26 protein-coding genes are annotated in these 26,807 nt (G+C 42.7%); 14 read left to right on the plus strand and 12 right to left on the minus strand.

All coding sequences use genetic code 11. The features are described 5' to 3' along the window. Positions 1–1,109: 1,109 nt before the first annotated feature. Positions 1,110–2,342 carry a tyrosine--tRNA ligase gene (gene tyrS / locus ACE01U_RS14760; RefSeq protein WP_110975401.1) on the minus strand — a complete coding sequence of 411 codons (1,233 nt, stop codon included), beginning with the start codon at positions 2,340–2,342 and terminating at the stop codon, positions 1,110–1,112. A gap of 63 nt (positions 2,343–2,405) precedes the next feature. Here tyrS and ACE01U_RS14765 point away from each other — a divergent pair, with 63 nt between their 5' ends. Then, positions 2,406–3,533 (plus strand): anhydro-N-acetylmuramic acid kinase, encoded by a 1,128-nt coding sequence (locus ACE01U_RS14765; RefSeq protein ID WP_395579826.1) that lies wholly within the window; start codon positions 2,406–2,408, stop codon positions 3,531–3,533. Positions 3,534–3,644: 111 nt separating this feature from the next. Here ACE01U_RS14765 and ACE01U_RS14770 read toward each other — a convergent pair whose 3' ends face one another. From ACE01U_RS14770 to ACE01U_RS14785, 4 genes are all read right to left on the minus strand, one after another. Next, positions 3,645–4,928: a lytic murein transglycosylase gene (locus tag ACE01U_RS14770; protein ID WP_395579827.1), complete on the minus strand. Its 1,284-nt coding sequence runs from the start codon at positions 4,926–4,928 to the stop codon at positions 3,645–3,647. 780 nt (positions 4,929–5,708) lie between these two features. Beyond that, positions 5,709–6,830, minus strand: coding sequence for a 5-(carboxyamino)imidazole ribonucleotide synthase (locus tag ACE01U_RS14775; protein WP_395579828.1), 1,122 nt, complete (start codon positions 6,828–6,830; stop codon positions 5,709–5,711). 15 nt (positions 6,831–6,845) lie between these two features. Beyond that, positions 6,846–7,358, minus strand: coding sequence for a 5-(carboxyamino)imidazole ribonucleotide mutase (gene purE, locus ACE01U_RS14780; RefSeq protein ID WP_004697498.1), 513 nt, complete (start codon positions 7,356–7,358; stop codon positions 6,846–6,848). Positions 7,359–7,549: 191 nt separating this feature from the next. Beyond that, positions 7,550–7,888: a DMT family protein gene (locus ACE01U_RS14785; protein WP_004977754.1), complete on the minus strand. Its 339-nt coding sequence runs from the start codon at positions 7,886–7,888 to the stop codon at positions 7,550–7,552. A 254-nt stretch (positions 7,889–8,142) separates the two neighbouring features. On the opposite strand from ACE01U_RS14785, the gene mpl reads away from it, so the two are divergent. Further along, positions 8,143–9,510 carry a UDP-N-acetylmuramate:L-alanyl-gamma-D-glutamyl-meso-diaminopimelate ligase gene (gene mpl / locus ACE01U_RS14790; RefSeq protein ID WP_110975404.1) on the plus strand — a complete coding sequence of 456 codons (1,368 nt, stop codon included), beginning with the start codon at positions 8,143–8,145 and terminating at the stop codon, positions 9,508–9,510. Positions 9,511–9,574: 64 nt separating this feature from the next. Here mpl and ACE01U_RS14795 read toward each other — a convergent pair whose 3' ends face one another. From ACE01U_RS14795 to ACE01U_RS14805, 3 genes are all read right to left on the minus strand, one after another. After that, complete coding sequence (locus ACE01U_RS14795; protein ID WP_395579829.1) at positions 9,575–9,931, minus strand: hypothetical protein; 357 nt, start codon at positions 9,929–9,931, stop codon at positions 9,575–9,577. A gap of 114 nt (positions 9,932–10,045) precedes the next feature. Continuing rightward, positions 10,046–10,330: a GNAT family N-acetyltransferase gene (locus ACE01U_RS14800; protein ID WP_004697494.1), complete on the minus strand. Its 285-nt coding sequence runs from the start codon at positions 10,328–10,330 to the stop codon at positions 10,046–10,048. Between the two features lie 39 nt (positions 10,331–10,369). After that, positions 10,370–10,654, minus strand: coding sequence for a GNAT family N-acetyltransferase (locus tag ACE01U_RS14805; protein WP_087528469.1), 285 nt, complete (start codon positions 10,652–10,654; stop codon positions 10,370–10,372). A gap of 398 nt (positions 10,655–11,052) precedes the next feature. Here ACE01U_RS14805 and ACE01U_RS14810 point away from each other — a divergent pair, with 398 nt between their 5' ends. The 3 genes from ACE01U_RS14810 to ACE01U_RS14820 all read left to right on the plus strand — a co-directional run bounded on the left by ACE01U_RS14810 (position 11,053) and on the right by ACE01U_RS14820 (position 13,729). Beyond that, positions 11,053–12,018 carry a TerC family protein gene (locus ACE01U_RS14810; protein ID WP_086210951.1) on the plus strand — a complete coding sequence of 322 codons (966 nt, stop codon included), beginning with the start codon at positions 11,053–11,055 and terminating at the stop codon, positions 12,016–12,018. 184 nt (positions 12,019–12,202) lie between these two features. Continuing rightward, the gene (locus tag ACE01U_RS14815; protein ID WP_291374023.1) at positions 12,203–12,565 is read left to right on the plus strand and encodes a hypothetical protein; all 363 of its coding nucleotides are present in this window, start codon (positions 12,203–12,205) and stop codon (positions 12,563–12,565) included. Positions 12,566–12,568: 3 nt separating this feature from the next. Continuing rightward, positions 12,569–13,729: a glutathionylspermidine synthase family protein gene (locus tag ACE01U_RS14820; RefSeq protein ID WP_395579830.1), complete on the plus strand. Its 1,161-nt coding sequence runs from the start codon at positions 12,569–12,571 to the stop codon at positions 13,727–13,729. Positions 13,730–14,062: 333 nt separating this feature from the next. Here ACE01U_RS14820 and ACE01U_RS14825 read toward each other — a convergent pair whose 3' ends face one another. Beyond that, a complete protein-coding gene (locus tag ACE01U_RS14825) occupies positions 14,063–14,536 on the minus strand; it encodes a hypothetical protein (protein WP_110975408.1) in 474 nt (157 codons plus the stop codon). Positions 14,537–14,751: 215 nt separating this feature from the next. Between ACE01U_RS14825 and guaD the strand changes: the two genes are divergently transcribed. From guaD to ACE01U_RS14840, 3 genes are all read left to right on the plus strand, one after another. Further along, positions 14,752–16,068: a guanine deaminase gene (gene guaD / locus ACE01U_RS14830; protein WP_395579831.1), complete on the plus strand. Its 1,317-nt coding sequence runs from the start codon at positions 14,752–14,754 to the stop codon at positions 16,066–16,068. 225 nt (positions 16,069–16,293) lie between these two features. Continuing rightward, positions 16,294–16,821: a hypoxanthine phosphoribosyltransferase gene (hpt, locus tag ACE01U_RS14835; RefSeq protein WP_086210955.1), complete on the plus strand. Its 528-nt coding sequence runs from the start codon at positions 16,294–16,296 to the stop codon at positions 16,819–16,821. A gap of 171 nt (positions 16,822–16,992) precedes the next feature. After that, a complete protein-coding gene (locus ACE01U_RS14840) occupies positions 16,993–17,244 on the plus strand; it encodes a GlsB/YeaQ/YmgE family stress response membrane protein (protein WP_086210876.1) in 252 nt (83 codons plus the stop codon). A 50-nt stretch (positions 17,245–17,294) separates the two neighbouring features. On the opposite strand, the gene ACE01U_RS14845 is transcribed toward ACE01U_RS14840, so the two are convergent. Next, positions 17,295–17,996 (minus strand): DsbC family protein, encoded by a 702-nt coding sequence (locus tag ACE01U_RS14845; RefSeq protein WP_087528464.1) that lies wholly within the window; start codon positions 17,994–17,996, stop codon positions 17,295–17,297. A gap of 109 nt (positions 17,997–18,105) precedes the next feature. Beyond that, on the minus strand, positions 18,106–19,092 hold the full coding sequence (gene dmeF, locus ACE01U_RS14850; RefSeq protein ID WP_395579832.1) for a CDF family Co(II)/Ni(II) efflux transporter DmeF: 987 nt from the start codon (positions 19,090–19,092) through the stop codon (positions 18,106–18,108). A 57-nt stretch (positions 19,093–19,149) separates the two neighbouring features. Between dmeF and ACE01U_RS14855 the strand changes: the two genes are divergently transcribed. Continuing rightward, positions 19,150–19,416 (plus strand): metal/formaldehyde-sensitive transcriptional repressor, encoded by a 267-nt coding sequence (locus ACE01U_RS14855; RefSeq protein ID WP_086210901.1) that lies wholly within the window; start codon positions 19,150–19,152, stop codon positions 19,414–19,416. 133 nt (positions 19,417–19,549) lie between these two features. Then, the gene (locus ACE01U_RS14860; protein ID WP_489752748.1) at positions 19,550–20,734 is read left to right on the plus strand and encodes an MFS transporter; all 1,185 of its coding nucleotides are present in this window, start codon (positions 19,550–19,552) and stop codon (positions 20,732–20,734) included. Positions 20,735–20,808: 74 nt separating this feature from the next. Here the strand turns inward: ACE01U_RS14860 and ACE01U_RS14865 are convergent, their stop codons facing one another. Continuing rightward, entirely contained in the window at positions 20,809–21,732 is a 924-nt protein-coding gene (locus ACE01U_RS14865) for a LysR family transcriptional regulator (protein WP_063454560.1), read from the minus strand. 247 nt (positions 21,733–21,979) lie between these two features. Between ACE01U_RS14865 and ACE01U_RS14870 the strand changes: the two genes are divergently transcribed. From ACE01U_RS14870 to ACE01U_RS14885, 4 genes are all read left to right on the plus strand, one after another. Beyond that, positions 21,980–23,281 (plus strand): MFS transporter, encoded by a 1,302-nt coding sequence (locus tag ACE01U_RS14870; protein WP_094148879.1) that lies wholly within the window; start codon positions 21,980–21,982, stop codon positions 23,279–23,281. 59 nt (positions 23,282–23,340) lie between these two features. Beyond that, positions 23,341–24,240 carry a L(+)-tartrate dehydratase subunit alpha gene (gene ttdA / locus ACE01U_RS14875; RefSeq protein WP_062031161.1) on the plus strand — a complete coding sequence of 300 codons (900 nt, stop codon included), beginning with the start codon at positions 23,341–23,343 and terminating at the stop codon, positions 24,238–24,240. Then, a complete protein-coding gene (gene ttdB / locus ACE01U_RS14880; RefSeq protein WP_395579833.1) occupies positions 24,237–24,845 on the plus strand; it encodes a L(+)-tartrate dehydratase subunit beta in 609 nt (202 codons plus the stop codon). Before ttdA ends, ttdB begins: the two co-directional genes overlap by 4 nt. 210 nt (positions 24,846–25,055) lie before the next feature. Beyond that, positions 25,056–26,753: an NAD-dependent malic enzyme gene (locus ACE01U_RS14885; RefSeq protein ID WP_395579834.1), complete on the plus strand. Its 1,698-nt coding sequence runs from the start codon at positions 25,056–25,058 to the stop codon at positions 26,751–26,753. Positions 26,754–26,807: the final 54 nt, after the last annotated feature.

Here is a 26,807-nt window from a genome sequence, read left to right on the forward strand (position 1 = left end):
CGTCAGTGATAGAAGCTGGACTCAATATACTTAACAACTCAGCACTTCGTGCTTCGTTCGTTTCCGTCTATCTCGTCGGTATGGGGTGCATTCTAGTGGATTTCTAAAGCTTTGCAACCCCCAAATTCACTTATTTGAAACAGGCGTTGGTTTTTTCTACAAAACCCAGCAAAAATCGTATTTTTCATCTATTTTTTGATCATATTTATAATTTTTTCTCTTATTTTTTACAAGATAAGCTTTTCGTTTCCAATCTTTAAATCTATTTTCAGGCTTAAAATTCAATCAGTAGGCTTTATTTTTGGCTTGCCACTATTTCCAGTAAATTTTGAGCAACCCTTTTCAGACTGAACATTCCGCGATTCATTTGATTTGTATATTTCAAGACAGTATTTTTTTTAAAGATGTCGCTCTTTTATATTGAGTACAAACATTACATCCCAAAATCACTATATTCCCCCACATTTCCAGTTAAAAATGTGAAAGGACTCTGCTTTCCATAAGCGCAAATACTTCTTTTGTCTTTTATTTAATGCAAATAATAAAAAGCCCTCTTCTATCTATACCTCATTCAAGATAATTCAAAACAGTGCTGCAACAATATTTGCGATAAAACTTAATAATACGAAGTATCTGGATATAAGTAAAAACACAGTGCTATATCACGAACTCGTATTAAATGAGTCCGTTGTACTCAACATCTATGGCAATTCGTTCTTTGTCTGCGTGTAATTGATTTTAAAAACTAAATTTTTGCCAATAAAAAAGGAAGAGATCTCTCCCAAAACCTCTTCCTCTGAGTTAGATCGTTATCTGATCCATAGATGTCATTATTATAGTTATCTTAAAAAAAGTCCCTTGGGGAAGAGACTTGAAAACTGTGGAGAGTTATTCCTATTGACCCTCTAGATATGTTAAAACACAAACTAGACGTTGAAATCTTATACACTCTCATTTTAAATTGCAATATTTAAGGGAAAATTTAAGTATTGTTTTTATAAGGTTTTTTTTGAATTTGGTTATTTGATTTTTTTATAACGCATAAAAAACAAAAAGCAGACCGAAGCCTGCTTTTATATCAACAACTTAACATTTATAGATGAATAGCATTAGTCCGTAAAAGTGACTTTTGCAATGGCTTTTTTACCCGACTGGATAATTAAAGTGACATTTTCTTTAACAGAGAAACTCATATCAACCACTTTCCAGTCAACTTTGACCGCACCACGACCCACGGCATCTTTTGCCGCTGCAGCATTTGGGTTTAAGCCCGCTACGCGAAGAATCGTTGCAATAAACAACTCGCCACCAAATTCAGCGCGTGAAATGGTTACTTCTGGTGTCCCTTCGGGTAATTCACCCTCAGTAATCAAGTTGCCTGCACCTTTATGTGCATTTTCTGCAGCTTCTGCACCGTGAAAACGCTCTACCAACTCAAGTGCTAGAATTTTCTTCACTTCTTGTGGATTACGCCCTTCAGCAATTTCGTTTAGCAGGACTTTAATTTCTTCAACGGATTTAAAGCTGAGTAAATCGAAATAGCGTTCAATTAAAGCATCTGGCATCGAAAGAACTTTCTGATACATCGCCCCTGGTGCATCAAATACCCCAATATAGTTACCCAAAGACTTAGACATTTTGTTCACACCGTCTAAACCTTCGAGGATGGGCACCGTAATGCAGACTTGCGCTTCTTGGTCATAACGACCCTGAAGTGTACGCCCCATCAATAAGTTAAAGGTTTGGTCTGTACCGCCTAACTCCACATCTGCCTCAAGAGCAATCGAGTCATAACCTTGAACCAATGGATACAAAAACTCATGAATTGCAATCGGTTGATGGTTGTTATAACGCTTGGTGAAGTCATCACGCTCAAGCATACGTGCAACCGTTTGCTGTGATGCCAACTGAATTAAATCAGCCGCTGTTTTGGTTGCAAACCATTCTGAGTTAAAACGTACTTTGGTTTTATTCGGATCAAGAATTTTAAACACCTGTTCTTGATAGGTTTTTGCGTTTTCAAGTACTTGCTCACGCGACAATGGTGGGCGTGTTGCACTTTTGCCCGTCGGGTCACCGATCATCGCGGTATAGTCCCCAATCAAGAAGGTCACATCATGACCTAAGTCTTGGAAAGTTTTCAGTTTATTAATTAAAACCGTATGCCCCAAGTGCAAGTCAGGCGCAGTCGGATCAAAGCCCGCTTTAATTTTTAAAGGACGATTTTCTTTTAATTTCTTCAGAAGATCTTCTTCAGAAATAATTTCATGCGTGCCTCGTTGAATGAGAGCAAGTTGTTCTTCAGCCGGCAGGAAATTTGACATCACAAAACCCAAACACATCAGTTATTCAATTTGTGCGATATACTAACACTTTTTCAGCACATTGCAGGCTTTAGAATAATCATGACAGCGATCTATATTGGGGTAATGACCGGCACCAGCATGGATGGTGTTGATATTGTTGCTGCTTCTTTTGATCCATTGCAGCTTCATGCCACCCTCACTCTTTCTTTCGATCCCGATTTACGCGATGAACTGATGGCACTCACTTTGTCTGGTGACAACGAAATCGACCGTATGGGTAAGGCAGATGTGGCTTTAGCAAAAATGATTGGTGAAGGCATCAATCAACTGATTGAACAAAGTCATTTAGATCGTAGTCAAATCAAAGCTGTTGGCTCACATGGACAAACCATTCGCCACCGCCCAGAGCATGGCTTTACCCTGCAAATTGGTGACCCAAACATCATCACTGAAATCACCCAAATTCCGGTGATTTCAGACTTTCGACGTCGTGATATGGCCGCAGGTGGACAAGGTGCCCCGCTGGTTCCTGCGTTTCACCAAGATATGTTCCAACATGAAAGCATTCATCGCGTCATCTTAAACCTAGGTGGCATCGCCAATGTCAGTATGTTGCCCGCAGGCCAACCTGATCAGGTCTACGGTTTTGATACAGGCCCAGCCAACATTTTAATGGACGCTTGGTGTGAACGCTTTACTGGACAGCCTTACGATGAAAATGGCAATTGGGCAGCTTACGGCCATCCGATTCGCAGCCTACTTGATCGCCTACAATCTCATGAATATTTTTCCAAAGAACCACCGAAAAGCACTGGCCGTGAAGACTTCAACCTCGAATGGTTAGATGAACAAATTGCCGACTGGCGCAATGACCTTGAATACGACGAGCTTGAAGACAGCCCTGAAAATGTTCAAGCTACCTTAATGAAGCTCACCACACGTGCCATAAAAAAAGCCATCTATCGCTCTGACATGGATACCGGTGAAGTCTACGTCTGTGGTGGTGGTGCCTATAATTCACACCTTTTAGAACAACTACGTTGGCGCTTACGTAAGCACAATTGGTCTGTCCAAACCACCTCCGCGATTGGCTTAGCCCCAACGTGGGTGGAAGCCACCGCCTTTGCTTGGTTGGCCATGCGTTTTATCCAGCAACTCAATGGCAACTTACCCGCAGTGACAGGCGCACAGGGCGACCGTATTCTTGGAACGATTACTGCGGTTTAAACATCACCGCGCTTCTAGTCCTTTAGACGCAACATAAGCAAATCAAAAAAGCCAGTCGGTTATTCACCTGACTGGCTTTTTATCTATATCAACGATTTTTTCCTGTTAATGTTAACGCATCATTAACTTGGCATTTTCCTGACGGAAGGCTTTTAAGATTTGTTGCCCTGCTCGTCCCGTCGGACTTAAACCTAAACGAATCTGCTCCTGTCGAATCGCTTGGCGCGTTTTATCACCAATCAAACCGTCCACCGCGCCAATATCATAGCCGCGGTTCAGTAAAAACTGCTGAATTTCACGACGTTCAGAACGCGAAGTGCCTGCATCATCGGTTGGCCAAGTTGTGCTAAACCCGCCTTGCCCTTGTAATCGGTCTGACAAATGCGCAATCGCCAATGCATAACTTTCTGCTGCGTTATAACTATAGATTGCATCAAAGTTTTTAAACACTAAAAACAGTGGACCATTTTCACCAGCGGGTGCCATCAGCCCCGCTTGCGAACTAGAGGATAAATTGCCTTGAATTAACGCTGAGCCATCTGCGCGTACCAAGCCATTTTGCATCCAGTAAGATAAGGACTTCTTATTGCGACGACTTTCACCACTCAGAGAAATCGCTTGTGGATTTTTTACTTCAAATCCCCAAGGTTGCCCTGTTTGCCAGCCGCGTTTTTTGAGGAAATTGGCTGTTGATGCCAAAGCATCTGTGGTACTCGACACCAAATCACGGCGTCCATCACCATCAAAATCTACCGCCAGCTCTTCATACGTCGATGGCATAAACTGGGTATGACCAAACGCGCCTGCCCACGAGCCTTTCAGTTGCGACTCAGTTAAATCGCCACGCTGTAAAATGCGCATCGCGGCAAAAAACTCACCCCGGAAATAGCTTTGGCGGCGTCCTTCACAGCTCAATGTGCCTAAAGCTTGTAATAATGGATATTTACCTGAAATATCGCCAAAATTACTTTCAACACCCCACACAGCAACCACGGTCTCCGCAGGCACACCATACGCTGCCGCAACCCGATTCAACACGTCACGATGCTGCGCCAATTTTTGCTGACCGACCGCAACACGCTCATCATCCACCAATCCTGACAAATAATCCCAAATCGGCGTGGAAAATTCAGGTTGGTAATTTAATTTTTCAATCACAGAATAATCAGGCGTTAAATTTTGCGTGTAGCGATCATAAGTGGATGCAGACACACCATTCGCCATCGCTTGGCTTTTTAAGTTGGCAATACAGCTTTGAAACGAGTTCTGAGGGCTATAATCGGAGCTTGCGACATTTGAACCGCCCGCAACTTTTTGACCATTAATAATAAGCTCAGCATTTGCCTGAGTCACCGCTAAAAAAATTGAACCTAAAAGAAAAGCAAAACGGTGCATAAAATCCCTAATGATTCTTTATCTCTAAATTATGCGTTTTACCTTAACACTTTCAATTTCACTTTTCTGAATCAAAACGTAAATGAATATTGATAATAATTTAAATTCAAAATCATCTTTTAAATTTAAAATCACTTATCCACAACACCACAAGTCTCAGCCGTTGAATTCAAAAACAAACTCCAGCTCAAAACGTGCTTTGAATTCAATCATCTTGATTTGAATTTATTTATCCACAACTCATCTTTAATGTTAATAATCAACAATATAAAAAGAATCAACCATCAGAAACCAAACTCAACATTTTCAAATTCAAAACTTTAAATTCATTCAGCGGTCTTTAAATTTATTCTTTTGAATTTAAATTCAAACAGCATCAAGGCTTTTAAATTTAAACATTCGATTTAAATTTAAAATGCGCTTTTGAATTCAAATTTTTTACTTCTATTTTTTAAATTCAAAACACGCCTAAAAAGATATCCACAGAATCAAGTTAACTGAGATTTCTGCTGGTTCAGCTTTTTTAGGTGAAAATCAGTGTCACATTCAATTGTGGGCTCTGTTTTAAACGTGCATCTCTGTACAAAACTCGCTTTATTTTGCTTTCAGTTTATTTTTCTATGCCCTGATTTTATCTAAACGGATAAAAAACACGCAATTTATTTTAATTTTGATCCGATTAACGGTTACTTTTATCGAAGAGGTGCAATCATGCCTGAATGAATCCAAATAAAAAAGCGACCACTCTTGTGATCGCCTTTTTTAACAACAACTGAAGCTTTAGATAGTCATATCTTCGCTCAGTGCCAATGGATTCGGTAAAATTTTCGCCAACTGACGACATAGCGTCGTAAGTTGAGCAATGTCATTCGGCATTAAAGTCAGGTGACCAATCTTACGACCTTCACGTTCTTGCTTATTATAAAGATGTAGATGTACACCTTCTAAGGCCAAGACTTGTTCAGACTGTGGATACTGACCAATAATATTGATCATGACCGTAGGGCGAACCACTTCAGTTGAACCCAAGGGTAAGCCTGCGACTGCACGAATATGGTTTTCAAACTGAGAGCATACTGCGCCTTCAATCGACCAGTGTCCTGAATTATGCACACGTGGCGCCATTTCATTGGCATACAAACCTTGGTCTGTAACAAACAGTTCTAAGGTCAACACACCAACATAATTCAAATGATTCAATAGGCGAGTGATGTAGTCTTGTGCAACAGGTTGTAAGTCCGCACTATTCGGTGCAGGGACAATCGAGTGTGACAAAATACCATGATGGTGATGGTTTTCAGCCAATGGCCACGTTTTCACATCACCATTTTGGCCACGTACCGCAATGATCGAAACTTCACGCGAGAAGGTCACGAAGCTTTCTGCAATTAAACTGCCTGCAGGGCCCAATTCAGCCCACGCTTGTTCAATTTGCTGTTCAGAACGCAATACGAACTGACCTTTGCCATCATAGCCGCCTGTGGCTGTCTTCAGCACAATCGGTAAACCTAACTCAGCAACCGCAGCGTTTAAGCTTTCTAGTGAATCTACCGCTTTATAAGGTGCAACAGGAATCTCAAGCGCATCAAATAACGCTTTTTCAGACAAGCGATGCTGTGCAATGGCTAAAGCCTGACGTGGCGGATGCATATCTTTTTGCTTGGTCAAAACATCAACATCAGACAAAGGCGTATTTTCAAACTCAAGGCTGAAGACATCTGCGCTAGCAATAAAGTCTTGTAAACCGTTTTCAGTTTTGCTTGAAATCACCGTTCCTAAAGCCGCTGAAGGACAGTCTGTACTCACATCAAAGAATGTACATTGAATATTTAGTGGCAAAGCCGCTTGCGCCATCATGCGACCCAGCTGCCCACCACCAAAAATACCGATGGTTTTATTCATGAGGAATGCCCCGTATTAAGCTTGGCCTGGAATATTGTTGCTTGCGACTTTGTCAGTTTGTGCAGCACGGAAATCTGCTACATTTTTTGCAATCTCAGGACGTGTTAGACCTAAAATTTGCGCTGCCATAATCGCAGCATTGGTTGCACCTGCTGGACCAATCGCCAAGGTGCCCACTGCAATACCTGCTGGCATTTGTACAATGGATAACAGTGAATCAACACCGTTTAAAATCGAAGACTTCACTGGTACACCCAGTACAGGTAAATCAGTTTTCGCCGCACACATTCCTGGTAAATGCGCCGCACCGCCTGCACCTGCAATAATCACTTGGATACCACGGTCACGTGCTTGTTCAGCATATTCAAAAAGACGATCTGGCGTACGGTGCGCAGACACAACTTCCGCTTCAAATGGGACGCCAAGTTGCTTAAGCATATTAGCAGTGTGTTCGAGAGTGGCCCAATCTGATTGAGAACCCATGATAATTCCAACGAGAGGAGTGTCTTGTGAAGCGGCCGCATTCATTGCAATGTTTCCAGAGATAGTTAAGAGAGATAAATCTCGACTAGCGCCAAGCTTTAATAAGAGCCCCGTATTATAGACTGATTTTTCAGCTCTCCAAAATTTAACCGTAAAACTAAATGCAGATTTTTCTTATTTTTTTATGGCGTAGCATAAAACTTAAATAAAAATAGGGCAGTAGCTCATTTTTTGATTTATTGGCTGCGAAAAACAAAATACACACAACCGAATAAACACAGTCCCGCCCACAAATAATCGAGCTTAAAAGGCTGTTTGAATAAGAAAAGCATAAAGGGGACAAAAACCAATAACGTCACCACTTCTTGGGTGATTTTCATTTCGCCCATCGACCAGCCTTGCTGTGACAACATACGGGTCGCAGGAATCATAAAACTATATTCCACCAACGCGATGAACCAACTAAATAAAATAGCTTGCCAAAGCGGCACCCCCGGTAAAAATTTTAAATGTCCATACCATGCAAGTGTCATAAAACAGTTGGCAATAATCAATAAAATAAAGGGTAGGGACATGAAGAAACTTCACTGGAATTAGGAACATTTATTTTACGTTTTTCATTAAAAAATTCAGCAAATATTGCACTTTTCAGATGGTTTTTTTACAAAATAAAAGCGCTGTTCAAGCCGCAGAATAATTAAACGATTAGATACAAGAATCACTATCTTTTCGCTAAGCGCCTTGCTATGGTTGCTTTCACATCGAATTAATCACGACAACAGCACCAACAATACGTGATGTGTCTATAAAAGCAGTGGAGTGAGGCGGAATGCATCTGCATATTTTGGGTATTTGTGGCACCTTTATGGGGTCTTTAGCGCTTTTAGCACGTGATCTTGGCCATACAGTGACGGGTTCTGATCTAAACGTTTATCCTCCTATGTCCACCCAGCTCGAAAATGCAGGCATTACCTTAATGCAAGGTTATGACCGCAGTCATTTGCAACCTCATCCTGATTTGGTCATCGTGGGCAACGCGATGAAACGTGGGATTGATGCCGTTGAATACATGCTCAATGAAGGCTTGCCGTATATTTCAGGCCCGCAATTTTTGGCCGATCATGTACTTCAAGGTAAACACGTACTTGGCGTAGCAGGCACGCATGGCAAAACCACCACCACCACCATGTTGGCTTGGGTATTGGATCAGGCGGGTTTAGAGCCAGGTTTCCTCATTGGCGGTGTACCTTTAGGTTTCTCTGAAAGTGCACGTTTAGGTGCTGGCAAATACTTCTGTGTCGAAGCTGATGAATATGATTCTGCCTTTTTCGACAAACGTTCGAAGTTCGTGCATTACCATCCCAAAACAGCCATTTTAAATAACCTTGAATTTGACCATGCCGATATTTTTGATGATCTAGCAGCGATTCAAAAACAATTCCATCACTTGGTTCGTACCATTCCTAGCGAAGGTCGTATTATTGCGCCTATTACTGAAAGCAATATTGATGAAGTTTTAGAACAGGGCTGTTGGACACCTGTGGTTCGTACCTCTTTAGAGGCTCACGACAAGTCTGAATTGTATGCCGAACAACTGAGTGCGGATGGTTCACATTTTAAAGTACTCCAACACGGCGTGGTAAAAGGCATCGTGCAATGGAACATGACAGGGCAGCACAGCGTGGCCAATGCATTGGCGACTATCGCTGCGGCTGAACACGTTGGCGTGAGCATTGAAACAGCGTGCGCAGCACTGTCTAACTTTGGTGGTGTGAAGCGCCGTATGGAGCTTTTAGGCACGGTGCGTGGCGTTGAAGTGTATGATGACTTTGCCCATCACCCAACCGCAATTGATACTACGCTAGAAGGCGCACGTAAGCGTTTAGGCGAGCGTAAATTGTGGGCAATTATTGAGCCTCGTTCAAATACCATGCGCATGGGAAGCCATAAAGATGGACTTGCGCACTCTGCACGTTTGGCCGATGAAGTGATTTGGTATCAGCCAGAAGGTTTGGACTGGGACTTACAACCTGTCATTGCAGCCGCACCGAACAAGGCCGTAGTTGCACGTACATTAGATGACATTATCCAGACCATTGTCAGTGATGCAGGTGAGGGCGATGCGGTCGTGATCATGTCTAATGGCGGCTTTGGTGGTTTACACCAGAAATTGATCAGCGCCTTAAACGCAGAATAAGCTATTCTCTCTTAGACGAAAAAAACCGCAGTTCAATCTGCGGTTTTTTTACAAGCTTATTCAATTAAAAACCAGACATCGTGCCCGTATATTCAAAGTCTTTTAGTTTTGCCCAACCTTGAACCGTGTCTCCCAAACGCTTGCTGAAATACATGACCGAAACCCACTGTTCTTGGCCATCATCATAGGTGCTATAAGCAGTGATATGGTCATTTTTAATCATAAACAGATCTTTAATTTTACAAGCATTACTCGGTGCTGAATGAAAATACACTCTGGTTGGAACAATCACTTTCATGCCCCAACGTGGGATGATCTGGACTTCTTTTTGTTCTGCCTTTTCCTCAAATTTCACACAGTCTTCAGCATGCAATAAGGGGGCAACTAAACTAAATAGACCAATAGATAAAAGCGTCTTCATATACTTTAATTCCATTATCTTCAGCACTGCAAAGTACAAATTAGAACTGCAATAGCAGCTATATTGATCTCATTTTAGCTTAACGCTTAAAACCGTAGTGAATGCCATGAACAACTAAGCCGCAACATCCTCAAAGCTTTTCTCACGGCGAAACATCACATCGACATAAGAACAGGTCGGGATAATTTTAAGGTTTTTCTCACGTGAAAAATCAACCAGAGTATCTAACAGTAAACGTGCTACGCCTTGCCCCCGCAGTGAATCATCGACCCAAGTATGGTTGGCATCAATGGTTGTCTCGTCCCGCCAAATATAGCTAATTTCAGCAATGCGCTGACCGTCTGCATTATTTAAAAAAAACTCACCTTTTTGATCACGATCTACATGTTGAAATTGCATAGCACACTCATTGAATGGATTGATTTATAGTTTTCTATCTTAGTGGAATAAAACATCATGAATAGATGGATCTTTGTCGAATACCGATTTGGCAAAAGGACACAAAGGTAAAATTTTCACGCCCTTATCACGAGCAAAGTTAACCAAAACATCCAATAACTGACGCCCCACATGTTGCCCACGCAGTAACTCACTGACCCAAGTGTGGTCAATGATAAATTTATCATCCCCAGCCCAACTATAAGTCATTTCCGCCACACGCTCGTTTTCTTGCTCAACAAAAACTTCGCCTTTACTACCTGTTTCTTGATGTTGAATTTTCATTATTATTCCTCTTCGGTTTACTGTTTTTTTTAGCTTGCCACAAATTGAAGCAAAATTTTGTCTCATTTATATTTCATCTACAATTTTCTTTAATATTTGCTCAAACCATAAAAATATGCGATGCTTAGCTCACTTTTGGATCAAATCCAAAACCAAATTTATGTTGAACAAGGGGAGTAGCCTCCTCCAAACGTGAAAAATCCATGCCATGCATCACTTTCACGTGTCAGATTATCGTCATTACACTTTGCAAAAAGTCGGTATCTGAGCATTTTAGCGCACAAATTACATACGCTAAAATGTAGGCAAGACCTTGATCATGTTGTCACAGATGTTTTATTTCATCTGGCAGCAGGTCAAGGTTTTTTTGTGGCCGATTGCTGGATGTGGAGGATTTCATGGAATCTATCGGCAATTTATGGCTATACCTTGCTTTTTTCGGCATTGTTACCGTGATGCTACTGATCGACTTTTTAGGCTTTAAACAAAAAGAAGGCCAAGAAGTTAAAATCAAAACAGCCGCGTTATGGAGTATTGCGTGGGTCTCCGTCGCATCACTCTTTGGTGCAGGTCTCTGGCTGTATTTACAACAAACTGCAGGTGTCACTGTGGCCAATACCAAGGTCATGGAGTACTTCGCAGGTTATTTACTTGAAAAATCTTTAGCCGTCGACAACGTCTTTGTCTGGCTGATGATCTTTGCTGCTTTTGCCATCCCACCTGCATTACAACGCCAATTACTGCTTTACGGTGTCTTGGGCGCGATTATTCTACGTACCATCTTTATTTTTATTGGCGCATGGTTCGTGCAAGAGTTCTCATGGATTCTATATATCTTCGGTGCGTTCTTGGTGTATACGGGCTTCAAATTCTTCAAAGGACAAAACGAAGAAGAAACCAATATCGAAGATATGGCCATCTTAAAATGGCTACGTAAACATATGCGGATTACCCCGCAAATGCACGGCAATAAATTCTTTGTGCGTCAAAACGGGATGTTGTGGGCAACGCCGCTATTCTTGGTGTTGATTTTAGTTGAAGCGTCGGATGTGATTTTCGCAGTGGATTCCATTCCTGCAATTTTCGCGGTGACTTCTGATCCGTTTATCGTATTGACTGCAAACTTAATGGCGATTTTGGGTCTACGTGCGATGTTCTTCTTGTTGTCTGGTGCAGCAACCAAGATGCATTATCTCCCGTATGGTTTAGGTATTATCTTAGTGTTCATTGGCTTTAAGATGCTCATGTTGGATGTGTTCCATATGCCAATTTGGATTTCACTGGGCTTTATTGTGTTGGTGCTGAGCATTACTGCGATCTTGTCAATTCGATACAGTAAGAAACATCATCAAACCACCCTCTAATGTTTTAAAAAAGCCTTCCACTGTGAAGGCTTTTTTATGACCAAATTTTAGTATGCATAAGACTTAATCCTATGATTTTCTGTGTAAATGTACTGTACTTTGTGCAGACAGCTCCCTATGATAAGCGGGCTTAAAACCCTTGGTTTTACCTGTAAAAATAAAACAACCCGAAGGTTGCTCATCCATGCGTACCAAAAAATTAACTCTTGTTGTGGTGCCGGTTTTACTCACGGCATGTAGCGGCTCTAAAACCCTACAACAGGATGTTTATAATAACCAATACAACTGCTACCAAGACTGGCATTTTGAACTGTGCGAACCTGCCAACGAAGAGAGTTCGTCAAGCTACAGTGGCTCTACTGGGGTTTATATCGGCCCACAATATTATAAAAATAATCGTAAAGTACGTTACTTAGGTCAAGTCATGAAAGCACGTGGACGACATTCGACAGGCGCACCCAAAATCTCGACTCACGTTTTTAGCCATGCCAAATCCCAACCCATTCGGGGAGGCTTCGGCCGTGGCGGAGGCTCGTTCGGAGGTTAATACATGAAACGAGTTCTACTGCCTGAGCGTGCAAACTGGCAACAAGCACATCAAGAGATTGGTTTTGACTACTACAACTTGCCATCCCGAGATGGTTCAATGTATTGGTCAGAAGGGGTGGCTTATGAGTTTAGCCTCAAGCAAATTGAACAGCTTGAAGATGCCTCGAACGAATTACACCAGATGTGCCTTGAAGTGGCAGGGGATATGATTCAACGCGGTCATTATCCCGAATATTTTCAAATCCCTCCAGCAGCGATTCCTTTGATTGAACACTCATGGAATAACCAAGCGCCGATGCTCTATGGCCGTTTCGATTTTGCCTATGATGGTCAAGCCATCAAAATGCTGGAATACAATGCTGATACGCCAACAGGTTTACTCGAAGCCTCTGTTGCACAGTGGCATTGGATTGAACAGGTCGAAAACATTGCAAACCGTGATCAGTTCAACAGCATTCATGAAAAGCTAATTGAGCGCTGGAAACAGCTCTATCCTGCGCGTAGCCGTGTCCATTTTGCAGCCTGCCAAGAAGCAGGGCGTGAAGATTGGGGCAATTTAGAATACCTCATGGATACTGCTTTTCAGGCAGGCTTAAATGTCAGCGAACTGTCGATGGAAAACATCGGTTGGAATGGCACAGCCTTCGTCGATTTACATCAGCAAGAGATTCAGCATTTATTTAAGCTGTATCCGTGGGAATGGATTTGGGAAGAAAGTTTTTCGCAGTTTCTCAAACCCGAAACTGAATGGATTGAACCGTGTTGGAAAATGCTGCTCTCCAATAAAGCCCTGTTGATCGAGCTATGGAAACGCTTTCCAAATCATCCATTGTTGTTAGAAACCCATGCTTATGATGCACACGCCCACTATGCAGGGAAATGGGTGCGTAAGCCCATCTTAGCGCGCGAAGGCGCAAATATTCATATCCTACAAAACAATGTCGATTGTGGCGCAGCTTCAGGTAGTTTTTACTTCGATGACTACGATAAATATGGCTATGTCATGCAACGCTGGGTAAAAACGCCGTTGCATGAAGGCATGCTGCCCACCTTGGGACTTTGGATGGTCGGGGATGAATGTGCGGGAATGTCACTGCGCGAAGATGTGTTTGATGTGATTGGCAATGATGCGCATTTTGCTGCGCATTATTTTGTGGAATAAAGTGGCACTCTAAATCACCTATTTAAAATAAGTGTCCAAAAAGTAATACGGCTCTGCTCAGGCGTTTTAGTAGAAGCACTATCACTTTTAGGTTATTCACGGCGGAATCTTATCTTTTTCAAGTTCAATACTGGGAGCTCATTTATTCTTTTGTTTCGCCAAATGAGAAGCGAAGTTTCGTAAAGAAAGCATTTGTCCTCTGCAAAACCTGCTCACGTTCTATAATTAAAAAATCTGTATTGCAAAAACAATTAAAGTTTAAATTGAAAAAGAAAATGCCTGTCAACTCTAAAACTGACAGGCATAGATTCGAAGACAATATTTTTTTCAAGCTTAAATGGTATGTGCTTTAACCCGCTTCATATAAGACACCAAACGCGTAAAAAATAAGATTTGCAGGAAGATGGTAAATAGCGAAATAGTCCATTCATACCAATGATCAAACGCCGTGCCTTCTAGATTAAAAGCAAAATAAAGCCCCAATAACACTGCACCAAACACCACACCAGCCACAGTGGTTTGTACCAGAATGGGAAAAGACAAGGCTGTGATTCGACCTAAGAAATGCTCACCCTCATCGCCGCCATTGGCTTTATAAGTGCTTTGAATCCCAATATACATAATCAATAAGGTCAAAAGTCCCTCAACACCAATCACACGAACATCACCATAGGGTGAATACATGCCGTAGTAATACACCACTGAAACCAATAAGGCGGTGACTAAGTAATAATTTTTATAATGCTTTTTATCGAGGGTATTGCTAGATAATTCATGTGCTAATGCTTTGGTATTCCAAAAATACATGCGGGTCATGGTCTCTTATTTTATCAATGCCGACACTGTACTGACTCAGCATTTAAAGATAAAGACTTTCTCAGCAAAATTTTGCGAATAGATTGAATCATTTAAGTCCAAAGCGTGTACTTATGCATAGCATAAAAAAACTTCCGTAAATAGCCGTGAAAAATATCCAGTTTGCGGTACAATCAATCGAAAAAAAGTCAAAACGCAGGTTTAAAATGTCTTCTGTAGTTGCAACGACGGCGGTTCGCGGTCGCTTCCTAGATATTCAGAATACGGTTGCCCAAGCGCGTGAAATTCACGACCAAGTGCGTTACGTAGAAGATGGTTTACTGATTAGCCACAATGGCAAAATCCAATGGTTTGGATCTTGGCAGGAGGGGCAACAGCACCTTCCTGTTGGCGTCGAGGTTCAGCACTATCCTGAACAATTGATTGTGCCGGGTTTTATCGACACCCATATTCATTTTCCACAAACAGAAATGGTGGGGGCCTATGGCGAACAGCTCCTCGAATGGCTCAATACCTATACTTTCCCAACCGAATTACAATTTTCCGATAAAGCCTATGCCGACCAGATTGCCCAATTCTTTGTGCAAGAACTGCTTAAAAATGGCACCACCACAGCCTTAGTCTTCTGTACTGTGCATAGCGAATCAGTCGATGCACTATTTGAAGCGGCAGAGCAGCACCAGATGCGTCTGATCGCAGGTAAAGTTATGATGGACCGTCATGCACCTGAAGATCTGTGTGACACACCTGAAAGTGCTTATGCAGACTCTAAAGCACTGATTGAGAAATGGCATGGCAAAGGCCGTAATCTATATGCAATTACGCCACGTTTTGCCCCAACCTCAACACCAGAGCAATTGGCTAAAGCAGGGCAGCTCAAAGCTGAATACCCAGATGTATATGTGCATACGCATTTAAGTGAAAATAAAAATGAAATTGCTTGGGTGAAAGACTTATTCCCAGAACAGCAAGGCTATCTCGATGTTTATCATCACTTTGGCTTAACCGGTTCACATTCGGTCTTTGCCCACTGCGTGCATTTAGAAGACGCAGAGTGGGACTGCATGCATCAGACTGACTCGGCCATTGCTTTCTGTCCGACCTCCAACCTCTTTTTAGGTAGTGGTTTATTTCCGTTAAACAAGACTTGGGAAAAGCAGGTAAAAGTTGGGCTTGGTACAGACATTGGTGCAGGGACCTCTTTTAACCAACTGCAAACACTGAATGAAGCCTATAAAGTGCAGCAGCTTCAAGGTGATAAACTGTCCGCATTTGAGTCGCTCTACCACGCTACGCTGGGCGGTGCCAAAGCACTGAGCTTGGATGATAAGCTCGGTAACTTTAATATAGGCAAAGAAGCCGACTTTGTGGTGCTCGACCTCAAAGCAACCGCATTGCAAGCATTACGTCAACAACGTGCAAAAGGGATTGAAGATGCTTTATTTGCTCTGATGACTATGGGTGATGACCGCAATATTCATGCGACTTATATTTTTGGTCAGAAGGCTTATCTGCAAGACTAAGCAGCAAATAGCAAAAATTTAAGCGGTTAATCAAGTTTTGAAACGACTTTGATTTTTGCCTCTAAACCAAGCTGCATCCCGCCTACAATGCAATGATTACATTTTCAGCGGGCAAAAGGGGGTGCATCTCGTTTAGAGATATATTAAAATTAATGCATATATAGAGGTGTTGCAGGTCAACGCCTTTTTTATTTTTGATTTTTTTTAATTTTTAGGTATCTACCCATGACCGTTCAAATGAGCGTAATGATTTCTACTGAAGAGATTCAAGCGAAAGTAAAAGAGCTTGGTGCACAAATTGATGCGCATTATGCAAACAGTGATAAGGAACTCGTACTGATTGGTTTATTACGTGGTTCAGTCATTTTCATGGCAGACTTATGTCGTAGCATTTCAAAACCACATGAACTCGATTTCATGACGGTATCGAGTTATGGCGGCGGTACGATATCTTCACGTGATGTAAGAATTTTAAAAGACCTAGATGGTGAAATTCGCGGTAAAGATGTCTTAGTGATTGAAGATATCATCGACTCAGGCAACACTTTGAGCAAAGTATTAGAAATTTTAGAAACACGTTCTCCAAACTCAATTGAGCTATGCACCTTAGTCAGTAAGCCTTCACGCCGTGAAATTGAACTCGATGTGAAATTTTTAGGTTTTGACGTTGAAGATAAATTTATCGTTGGTTATGGCCTAGACTACGACCAAAAGTACCGTCATTTGCCCTTTATTGGTGAAATTGGTCTTTAAGACCTATCGAGAAAAAAGTGGCCGAAAGCCACTTTTTTATTTTCACTATCACATAAGTACATAAAACATACAGTTTTTAGCAGATTCACTCTACTGCATAGTCGCATTATACCCGATGATATTTTTGCACATGATTTAAAAACAAAGACATGATAAAAAAGGAGTTGGCTCATGTGGTCACTTATTGTTGCTATTGTCGTAGGTTTTATTGCAGGTCTCATCGCGCGTGCCATTCATCCTGGTGATGATAAAGCAGGCTTCATTGTTACCACGTTACTGGGGATTGCAGGTTCACTCTTAGCTACCTATGGCGGTCGTTTACTTGGTCTCTATAGTGAAGGCTCGGCAGCAGGCTTTATTGCTTCAGTTATTGGGGCCATCATTATTTTATTCATCTATAACATGGTCACTAAAAAAGCCTAAAACATCCATTAAAAAAAGCACCTTTGCAGGTGCTTTTTATATTTGGACTATTATAAGCCCAGTTCACGCCACATATTTTCAATGGTGGTTGAAGGCACAGCGCCATTCACTTTAAAACCATTTGAGAAAATAACCACGGGCGTTCCTTGTAAGCCTAAGCTCTGTCCCAATTGTAAGTTACGTTCAATTGGATTAGCACACGGTTTTTTCGATGTCGGCTGAGTTCCTTTCGCAATCAAATTTTTCCACGCAAGGGCAGGGTCTGCTTCACAAAATACTTGCTTCGATGGTGCAACTGATTGTGCCTTGATGGGGTAAATAAAAGTGTAGATGGTCACATCATTCAGCTTATTCAACTCAGCCTCTAACTGCTTACAGTAAGGACAGTTCGGGTCTGAAAAAACAGCCAATTGGCGTTTCCCATTGCCTTTAACCATTTTAATGGCATCTTTTAACGGCAGCTTATTCCAATCGAGCGAATTTTGTTGCACATATAAAGCTGCACTTAAATTTTTCTGATCTTTTAAGCGCACCATTGAACCTGCAATCACATGCTCAGCCGCTTCACCTAAATACACAATTTCGCCATCTAAAGATCCGCTATAAATGCCCGACATTTCTGTTTTTTGAATATTTTGAACATTAATATTTGGATAATTCTTTTTTAAGTTGGCTTGAACACTTTCTACACTGGCCATACTCATACTTGCAATTGCACTTGTAAGTAGTGCCAAACCCAGTTTTTTTATCATCACTTTTTGCTCTTTCAATCGGAGAACCACGGCGCTAGTGTAGAGTGTATTATTCAAGCATTGAATCATTTTTTCTTATGCTTTACCGAAACCCAACATGACAGAACGATCAACCGACCAAAGTTTCACGTGGAACATCAAATAAAATAGAGTTAATCTCGACTGAAACATGAACAATTTCCTCATGAATCGACAGCATCTCACGCACCTGATCTGCACAATAATCCGATGTTGTTTCTAAAGCTAAAATACATGAAAACTTGCCTTTACCTACTTTCCAAACATGTAAATCGGTCAAAGTCGTTTGTGGTAGTTCTGCCACCACCTCGCGAATTTCTTCCACCACATGATGGTCCATTTCAGCATCTAACAAGGTTTTTCCCGTTTCTTGCATTAAGCTCCATGCCCATTTTGCCACCAATATTGACCCCACAATCCCAAGGGCAGCGTCAAGAAAATCCCAACCAAAATACTTACCAAAAATCAAAGCAATAATAGCAAAAATAGACGTCACAGCATCTGCCACCACATGCATAAATGCAGCTTTCTGATTTAAATCATGATGATGGGCATGTACTTCTGCTGCATGATCATGAGCGTGATGGTGATGGTGATGGTGATGGTGATGGTGATGGTGATGGTGATGGTCGCCATCGTGCAGCAACCATGCACAGATTAAATTAACCAATAAGCCTAAAATCGCAATTGGAATTGCTTCGTTATAATGAATTTGTACAGGAGAAAATAGGCGTTCAACTGAATGAAAAGCCATAAAACCCGCCACCACCATCAACAAAATTGCACTACTATAACCAGCAAGAATTTCAATTTTCCATGTGCCGAAACTAAAGCGTTGATCATGGGCATAATGCCGTGCAGCACGATAGGCAAAATACGCTAAACCCAGTGCCAGCATATGCGAACTCATATGCCAACCATCTGCTAGTAAAGCCATTGATTGGAAAATCCATCCACCAATCACTTCTAATAACATCATGACTGCCGTTAAAATGGTCGCGATTAATATCCGTTTTTGGGCCAGTGGATTACCTTCATCAAAATGATGCGTGTGCTGACGTGATGGGCTATTTTGCATTTAAAATCATTCACCAATATACTCCCATACAGTATATTTATTTTTTGGAGCAATGTGTTGAGTCATTTGCATAAAGATAAAAAAATTTTAAACCGCGTAAAACGTTTACAAGGGCAAGTGAACGCTGTTGAGCACTCCATTGCGCATCCAGAAGCCAGTTGTATCGATGTTTTACAACAAGTTGCTGCCATAAAAGGTGCAGTCAATGGGCTAATGAATGAACTCGTTGAAGCACACTTACGCCATCATGTTTTAGCACATGCAGAACAGGTCAATGAAGAAGAGTTAGCTGAGTTCTTAAAACTGCTGAAACGTTACGGCTAAGTTTTATTGCGTTCTTTTTCAAGTTTTTAGTTGACCATTTTTTCCTCAAGCCGATACACTGTTGCTCTCTATCATTTTCTTCTCACTGTTTAAACAGATCACTTGTTTTGACAGAGAGCCTCATGGCATTTGCATGACAACAACCACTTCTTGGCGTCCATTTTGCATGGTTAGCCTTGCTTTAATGATGGGAACAATGGGGACAGCTTTGGCCAGTCCGCTTTACCCCCTATACCAAGCCTTATGGCATTTACTGCCGAGCCAAATCACCTATATTTTTGTGGCATATATGTTCGGCTGTCTTGCCACATTACTCTTTCTTGGACGGACCAGTAATAGCATCGGCTATCTACGTACCTTACAAGTGGGGCTGGTATTTATCACCGTGGGATTGGTGATTTCTGTCTATGCTTCTAATGCTCTAATCCTGTCTTTGGGGCGCTTTATTATTGGTATTGCGTCTGGTTTGATGACCACTTCAGCTTTATTGGGACTAATGTATACCGTACCGAAAAGTCATCAACAAATAGCGCCACAACTGAGTTCGATGATTACCGCAGTAGGTTTTGGCTTAGGCCCACTGATTGGTGGCCTGATTGCTCAATTTTCAGAATACCCTTTGGTCAGCCCTTATCTCCCCGTTATTCTTGGTGCTGTAGTGTGTTTCTTTGGCTTATTTTGGGTTCAATCTCCCACGTTTACAGTGCAGCCCTTTAGTCTTGCTCCGAAACTACTCCGACCAGCAGTGCAATATCATCAGTTGTTTTTGATTGTTGGATTTACCGCATTTAGTGCCTTTGCTGCGTTTAGCTTATTTGCATCCTTATCCCCTTCATTTGTGCGGGATATTTTGCCGTGGCACGGCCCCCTCATCAGCGGTTCAGCCATTACTAGCATTCTAATTGTCTCTGCCGTGGTGCAATATTTTGCTAGAAGCATTCCTGCTTATAAGTGCCTCAACTATGGCTTAATCACCTTGATCGCAAGCTTAGGCATTTTGGCGCTGTGTATGCTATTTCAACTGAGTACATTTTTCTTTATCAGTGATTTTCTCGTCGGTGTCGGACATGGCCTAACATTGATTGGTTCCTTTGGTCTCATTCATGCCATGACTACCTTAGAGAATCGTGCTGCAGTGATGTCGACTTATCTTTTTATTGGTTATTTGGGTACGATTGTGCCCATTGTGGCCGTAGGATATCTGGCTGATCACTTTGGATTACGTTTCGGGGTCATTAGCTTTTGCATTGCCATCGCTTTATTGTGTTTTTATCTATGGTTTGCACATAAGGGCAGTATACGTTTGGCTTCGGCATAGGAAGAGTGAAGCCAAAATCATTTGGATTTAGATCGTTCTTCAGATGCCATTTTTCAGTCGATCCTTGCTATAACTTAGGTTCTTTTCTTGTTGGCATGGGCTAAGTCAGTATGTTCATTTAAATACTGGCTTAAATGTTCTAAAAAATAGGACACTCTTGGTGAGTGCTCGAGCCGATCCATATAAATCGCATAGATATCGGCAGGCGGTGTCTCATAGTCCTGCAAGACTTGGACTAAACGACCACTTTTTAAATACTTGGCCACGTCCCATTCAGCGCGCATTAAAATACCATGGCCATCGAGTGCCCAGCCAATGGTGACTTGGCCATCATTGCTACTCAATTTTCCATGCACTTTAACTGTCTCTTCCTTATCCCCTTGAGTTAAACGCCAGTTCGCATATGCCGCATCGTTTTGTCTTAACACAATGCATTGGTGCAGGGTCAGTTCGCGTGGCGTAAGTGGCATCCCAGCTTGTGCCAAATAACGCGGAGAAGCACATAGAAGCCGTCGATTGGCCGCAATTTTTTTCGCAATTAGTCGTGAGTCTGGTACCTGCCCAAAGTGAATCGAGACATCAATCGCATCATTCGGCAGATGAATCGGACGATCGGTCAGATGTAACTGGACTTCAATATCTGGAAATTTTCGCGCAAAGTCTGAAATCGCAGGAGCAATGTAGGTTCGACCAAAACCAAACGGGGCATTCACTCGCAGCAAGCCCTTAGGGGTGGTACGACTCCGCGCCACTTGCTGTTCCATTTCTTCAATTTCTTTCAAGATTCGCGAAGCATTTTCAAAATAAATTTCGCCTTCATTGGTCAAACTGATGCGTCTGGTGGTCCGATTCAATAACCGAACCCCTAAACGCTCTTCCATTTGTGTCAGACGTCGGGACACAGCAGGGGGTGTTAAATTCAACTCACGCGCTGTTGCAACCAGACTGCCCTGTTTTATTAGTAAACAAAAAAATGCTAATTCGGTATCTGAGCTCATGATTATTCAGTTTTTTGCAAGAGTGATTTAACTTTATATCGATTCATCGGTTTTGCAAAGCCTCTAATATCGCTATCACGTTACCCCCCAAACAACATATCTCACCCAAGCAAGGAAACTTGAGTGAGTCATAAAGTCCACCGTGTAAGGACAACGGTGCACAAACGGGGAGCTTTTTCGCCAAACTCGATTGCGGTGTGACTTCGACCGAATCGGGAGGTAATCGCTACTGATATGGAGATAAGCCATGGACATGGATATCGAGAAACGGACGCTACGCAAAATCACTTGGCGTATTGTGCCGTTTATCATGATTTTATATTTAATTGCCTATATTGATCGAGTCAATATTGGTTTTGCTGCCATTACCATGAAAGAAGATTTGGGCTTTACCGCTTCGATTCTCGGTTTTGGCGCAGGAATTTTCTTTTTGGGCTATTTCCTCTTTGAAGTTCCCTCCAACATTATTTTGCACAAAGTCGGCGCTCGTATTTGGATTGCACGGGTCATGGTGACTTGGGGCATTATTGCTGGCGGGATGGCCTTTGTCGAAAGTTCAACCAGCTTTTATGTTATGCGATTTTTACTCGGTGTCGCCGAAGCAGGCTTTTTCCCTGGCATTATTTTGTATTTAAGCTACTGGTTCCCTGCACGAAACCGAGCAGGGGTAATTGCCTTATTTATGGCTGCCGCCCCTATAGCCACGGCGATTGGTTCTCCTATTTCAGCAGCATTACTGGAAATGCACGGCATCATGGGCTTAGCAGGTTGGCAATGGATGTTCCTGATTGAAGCCATTCCTGCGGTGATCCTAGGCGTCGTAGTGTTTTTCTACATGACAGATCGACCTGAAAAAGCCGCGTGGTTAAAACCCGATGAGCGTGAATGGTTGGTTAAAACCATGCAAGCAGAAGATGCCAATAAGGGGGGGCAACAGCATCACAGTATTTTACGCGGACTCGCCAATCCACGTGTGCTTGCTCTGGCACTCATTTATTTCGGTACCTCAGCGGGGCTGTATACCCTTGGCATTTGGGCACCTCAAATCATTAAAGAACTGGGTGTCAGCTCAATGACCGTCGGTCTATTGAACGCCATTCCTCCTATTATCTCTGTTGTTGCCATGATTTTGTGGTCACGTCACTCCGACAAAACCAATGAACGCACATGGCATGTGGCTTTGGCTTGTTTAACCGCAGCTGTGGGGCTCGCGATTGCAGCCAGTACTGGCAGTATGTTTGGCCTGATTGCAGCACTCACCATTGTTAATGTCGGCATCAGTTGCTCTAAACCACCACTGTGGAGCATGCCAACCATGTTTCTATCGGGTGCAGCAGCAGCGACAGGCATCGCAACCATTAACTCGATTGGGAACTTAGGCGGCTTTGCGGGTCCAGCCATGATCGGTTGGGTTAAAGATCAAACTGGAAGCTTTGCAGGCGGTTTGTATTTCGTCGCAGGTCTGCTGATTTTATCTACCGTCCTGACCCTCGTTTTAAGTTTTACTCAAAAAAATAAAGCCAATTCTGCTGAATTGAGTAATTCATGATCTTCATTTTTACCTTATTCGATATTCGAGCGAATTGAACGCTTAACAAGGAGCCTCCCATGGACAAAGAACTTGCCGTACAGTCCCTCACGGACACCATGGCCAAATTTACAGCCTATATTGGCAAACGTTTACCCAAAGATGTCAAAAGCAAACTGATTGAGCTGAAAACATTGGAAACCAACCCATTGGCCAAATCAATTTATGATTCAATGGATGAAAACCAAGAAGCAGCAGATCGACTAAACCGTCCCAGCTGCCAAGACACTGGCGTGATTCAATATTTTGTTGAAGCGGGTGCGCATTTCCCACTGTTGGGTGAGTTACAGGAAATTTTACGTGAAGCGACCGAAGAAGCGACCCGTACAGGACCTTTGCGCCACAATGCAGTTGAAACCTTTGATGAGAAAAACACGGGCACCAATACGGGCACCCAAATTCCGTGGCTAGACTGGCGCATCGTCCCTGAACAGGATACCTGTACCATCGATGTGTATATGGCAGGTGGTGGGTGTACCTTGCCAGGTGCAGCTAAAGTTTTGATGCCTGGTCAAGGCTACGAAGGTGTAGCTGAGTTCGTGATGGATGTGATTACCGAACGTGGTGTGAATGCCTGTCCACCGTTACTGGTCGGTGTCGGGGTGTCCACTTCAGTTGAAACCGCTGCACGCTTGTCCAAACTGGCCATTATGCGCCCTGTAGACTCAAGAAGTGATAACCCTCGTGCTGCACTGATGGAAGACTTGCTGGAACAAGGCTTGAATGAAATTGGCATTGGCCCACAGGGCTTAACAGGCAATAACAGCGTCATGGGCGTCAATATTGAGTCTTCGGCTCGTCACCCATCCACCATTGGCGTGGCAGTCAACACCGGTTGCTGGGCACACCGCCGTGGCAAAATTAAAATTAACCCTGATATGTCTTATGAAATTCTGTCACACGAAGGAGTTGTGCTATGAAAAAAGTACTGACCACCCCATTACGTGATGAAGACTTAGCCGATCTTAAAATTGGTGACGTGGTATATCTAACTGGACGTTTAGTTACTTGTCGTGATGTGGCACATCGCCGCTTAATTGAACAAGGTCGACAACTTCCCGTGAATTTAGAAGGCAGTGCGATTTTCCATGCTGGCCCCATCGTGCGTAAAAAGGATGATGGCGGTTTTGAAATGGTCTCCATTGGGCCCACCACCAGTATGCGTATGGAAAAATTTGAACGCGAATTTATCAAACAAACTGGGGTGAAACTGATTGTGGGTAAAGGTGGCATGGGCCCTGAGACTGTCGCAGGCTGTCAGGAGCACAAAGCAGTCCATGCGATTTTCCCTGGAGGATGTGCGGTACTGGCAGCCACTCAAGTCGAGGAAATTGAAGGCGCTGAATGGCAAGACCTCGGGATGCCTGAAACCTTATGGATTAACCGCGTCAAGGTATTTGGCCCGCTGATCATCTCGATTGATACTCATGGCAATAATCTTATTCAGCAAAATAAAACCCAGTTCCAAGCCAAAAAGAAACCAGTGCTGGATCGAATTAGTAAAGAACTGAGTTTTATTAAATAGTGCTTTACAGACAGCACCTCAAACGATCCTGTTTGGTGTTGTCTATCTCTCTTTATTTTAACTCTAAGCCTGCATTTGGTCAGACACATCACAGCCAAATCAGGCATTTCTCTTCACTTGTGTCCCTATTCACCACAACGTCTCGACGTTTAATCCATACTTCTTTCAGCAGAATACGGACATTGCAATCGATGTAACGAGATCAAGCTCATGATGGATCATGTAACCATAAAAAAACCGCTCTATATTCCCTATGCAGCTCATTCACTTTTAGAACTGCCGTTGTTGAATAAAGGAGCTGCATTTTCAATACAAGAACGCAATACCTTCAATTTACACGGCCTAATTCCACACGTGATCGAAACCATTGAGGAACAAAGTCGCCGCTCCTATCAGCAGTATTTATCTTTTAATGATGACATCAACAAACATATCTATTTACGCAATATCCAAGATACCAACGAAACTCTGTTTTACCATCTGCTCAAACATCACTTAAGTGAAATGATGCCGATCATTTACACTCCAACTGTGGGTGAGGCCTGCCAACGTTTTTCCGATATTTATCGCCGACATCGTGGCATTTTTATTTCCTACCCAGATCGCGCGCATATTGATGAAATTCTACACAACGTCAACCGTAAAAATGTCAAAGTTATCGTGATGACTGATGGAGAGCGAATCTTAGGTCTAGGTGATCAAGGCATTGGCGGCATGGGGATTCCCATTGGTAAACTGTCGCTCTATACTGCCTGTGGCGGCATCAGTCCAGCCTATACTTTGCCTATTACGCTGGATGTTGGGACCAATAACCAACAGTTACGCAACGATCCGCTGTATTTGGGTTGGAACCACCCCCGTATTAGTGGCGATGAATACAATCAATTTATCGATGATGTGATTCGTGCCATTCAACGACGCTGGCCGAAGGCCCTGATTCAGTTTGAAGATTTTGCTCAGCAAAATGCCATGCCTTTACTAACTACCTACCGTGAACAAATCTGTTGTTTTAATGATGATATTCAAGGTACGGCGGCTGTAGCGTTAGCTAGCCTGATTGCAGCATCTCATGTGGTGAAAAAGCAGGTAAAAGATCAAACGATTGTTATTTTAGGTGCAGGTTCAGCAGGCTGTGGTATTGCGGAACAAATTATTGCACAAATGAAAGTTGAAGGGCTCAGCGACCTTGATGCACGCTCACGTCTTTATTTGGTGGATCGCTTTGGTTTAATGACTGAACAGCAGCCCAACTTACTCGATTTTCAAAGGAAGTTGGCTCAGCCTTTGCGTGCCATTGAGACATGGGCAAATGTAGCGCCAGAGATTTCTCTGCTCGAAGTCATTCAACATGCCAAACCCACAGTATTAATCGGAGTTTCAGGACAAACTGGCTTATTTAGCGAAGAGATTATTCGCGCACTGGCTGAAAACTGTGAACGCCCGATCGTCTTTCCCTTGTCCAATCCCACCTCTCAGGTTGAAGCGCTCCCCACAGATATTATTCAATGGACAGAGGGTAAAGCCTTAATCGCAACAGGCAGTCCATTTGCACCAGTACATCATCAAGGCCATATTTACCCCATTGCTCAGTGCAATAATGCTTATATTTTTCCTGGGGTTGGTCTAGGTGTCATTGCCGCAGGTGCACAAAGCGTGACCGACCTGATGTTAATGGCCGCGAGTAATGCTTTAGCCAGCTGTTCACCCATGCTGAAAAACCCAGACCATGATTTACTGCCAAGTATTGATGCCATTCAGGACATCTCTAAAATTATCGCCTTGCAGGTAGGGCTTGCCGCGATACGGGAAGGGGTTGCCCCATTGATGGATGAAGCTAGCTTGCAAAAAGCCATTGAGGCGCATGTGTGGAAACCCGAATATCGAGATTACCGCCGAATTACCTTTTGATTGGCTTCTTACAGCATAGGAATCTCATAAACTTTTGTGCCAAAGAGAAGCTCA

The organism is Acinetobacter halobius, from assembly GCF_044130335.1.
In the GTDB taxonomy this organism is placed as follows: Bacteria; Pseudomonadota; Gammaproteobacteria; order Pseudomonadales; family Moraxellaceae; genus Acinetobacter.

Bases quoted from the DNA above. Each gene is read 5' to 3' on its own strand.
- tyrS (WP_110975401.1), bottom strand. From the start codon at position 2,342: ATGTGTTTGGGTTTTGTGATGTCAAATTTCCTGCCGGCTGAAGAACAA.
- ACE01U_RS14765 (WP_395579826.1), top strand. From the start codon at position 2,406: ATGACAGCGATCTATATTGGGGTAATGACCGGCACCAGCATGGATGGT.
- ACE01U_RS14770 (WP_395579827.1), bottom strand. From the start codon at position 4,928: ATGCACCGTTTTGCTTTTCTTTTAGGTTCAATTTTTTTAGCGGTGACT.
- ACE01U_RS14775 (WP_395579828.1), bottom strand. From the start codon at position 6,830: ATGAATAAAACCATCGGTATTTTTGGTGGTGGGCAGCTGGGTCGCATG.
- purE (WP_004697498.1), bottom strand. From the start codon at position 7,358: ATGAATGCGGCCGCTTCACAAGACACTCCTCTCGTTGGAATTATCATG.
- ACE01U_RS14785 (WP_004977754.1), bottom strand. From the start codon at position 7,888: ATGTCCCTACCCTTTATTTTATTGATTATTGCCAACTGTTTTATGACA.
- mpl (WP_110975404.1), top strand. From the start codon at position 8,143: ATGCATCTGCATATTTTGGGTATTTGTGGCACCTTTATGGGGTCTTTA.
- ACE01U_RS14795 (WP_395579829.1), bottom strand. From the start codon at position 9,931: ATGAAGACGCTTTTATCTATTGGTCTATTTAGTTTAGTTGCCCCCTTA.
- ACE01U_RS14800 (WP_004697494.1), bottom strand. From the start codon at position 10,330: ATGCAATTTCAACATGTAGATCGTGATCAAAAAGGTGAGTTTTTTTTA.
- ACE01U_RS14805 (WP_087528469.1), bottom strand. From the start codon at position 10,654: ATGAAAATTCAACATCAAGAAACAGGTAGTAAAGGCGAAGTTTTTGTT.
- ACE01U_RS14810 (WP_086210951.1), top strand. From the start codon at position 11,053: ATGGAATCTATCGGCAATTTATGGCTATACCTTGCTTTTTTCGGCATT.
- ACE01U_RS14815 (WP_291374023.1), top strand. From the start codon at position 12,203: ATGCGTACCAAAAAATTAACTCTTGTTGTGGTGCCGGTTTTACTCACG.
- ACE01U_RS14820 (WP_395579830.1), top strand. From the start codon at position 12,569: ATGAAACGAGTTCTACTGCCTGAGCGTGCAAACTGGCAACAAGCACAT.
- ACE01U_RS14825 (WP_110975408.1), bottom strand. From the start codon at position 14,536: ATGTATTTTTGGAATACCAAAGCATTAGCACATGAATTATCTAGCAAT.
- guaD (WP_395579831.1), top strand. From the start codon at position 14,752: ATGTCTTCTGTAGTTGCAACGACGGCGGTTCGCGGTCGCTTCCTAGAT.
- hpt (WP_086210955.1), top strand. From the start codon at position 16,294: ATGACCGTTCAAATGAGCGTAATGATTTCTACTGAAGAGATTCAAGCG.
- ACE01U_RS14840 (WP_086210876.1), top strand. From the start codon at position 16,993: ATGTGGTCACTTATTGTTGCTATTGTCGTAGGTTTTATTGCAGGTCTC.
- ACE01U_RS14845 (WP_087528464.1), bottom strand. From the start codon at position 17,996: ATGATAAAAAAACTGGGTTTGGCACTACTTACAAGTGCAATTGCAAGT.
- dmeF (WP_395579832.1), bottom strand. From the start codon at position 19,092: ATGCAAAATAGCCCATCACGTCAGCACACGCATCATTTTGATGAAGGT.
- ACE01U_RS14860 (WP_489752748.1), top strand. From the start codon at position 19,550: ATGACAACAACCACTTCTTGGCGTCCATTTTGCATGGTTAGCCTTGCT.
- ACE01U_RS14865 (WP_063454560.1), bottom strand. From the start codon at position 21,732: ATGAGCTCAGATACCGAATTAGCATTTTTTTGTTTACTAATAAAACAG.
- ACE01U_RS14870 (WP_094148879.1), top strand. From the start codon at position 21,980: ATGGACATGGATATCGAGAAACGGACGCTACGCAAAATCACTTGGCGT.
- ttdA (WP_062031161.1), top strand. From the start codon at position 23,341: ATGGACAAAGAACTTGCCGTACAGTCCCTCACGGACACCATGGCCAAA.
- ttdB (WP_395579833.1), top strand. From the start codon at position 24,237: ATGAAAAAAGTACTGACCACCCCATTACGTGATGAAGACTTAGCCGAT.
- ACE01U_RS14885 (WP_395579834.1), top strand. From the start codon at position 25,056: ATGATGGATCATGTAACCATAAAAAAACCGCTCTATATTCCCTATGCA.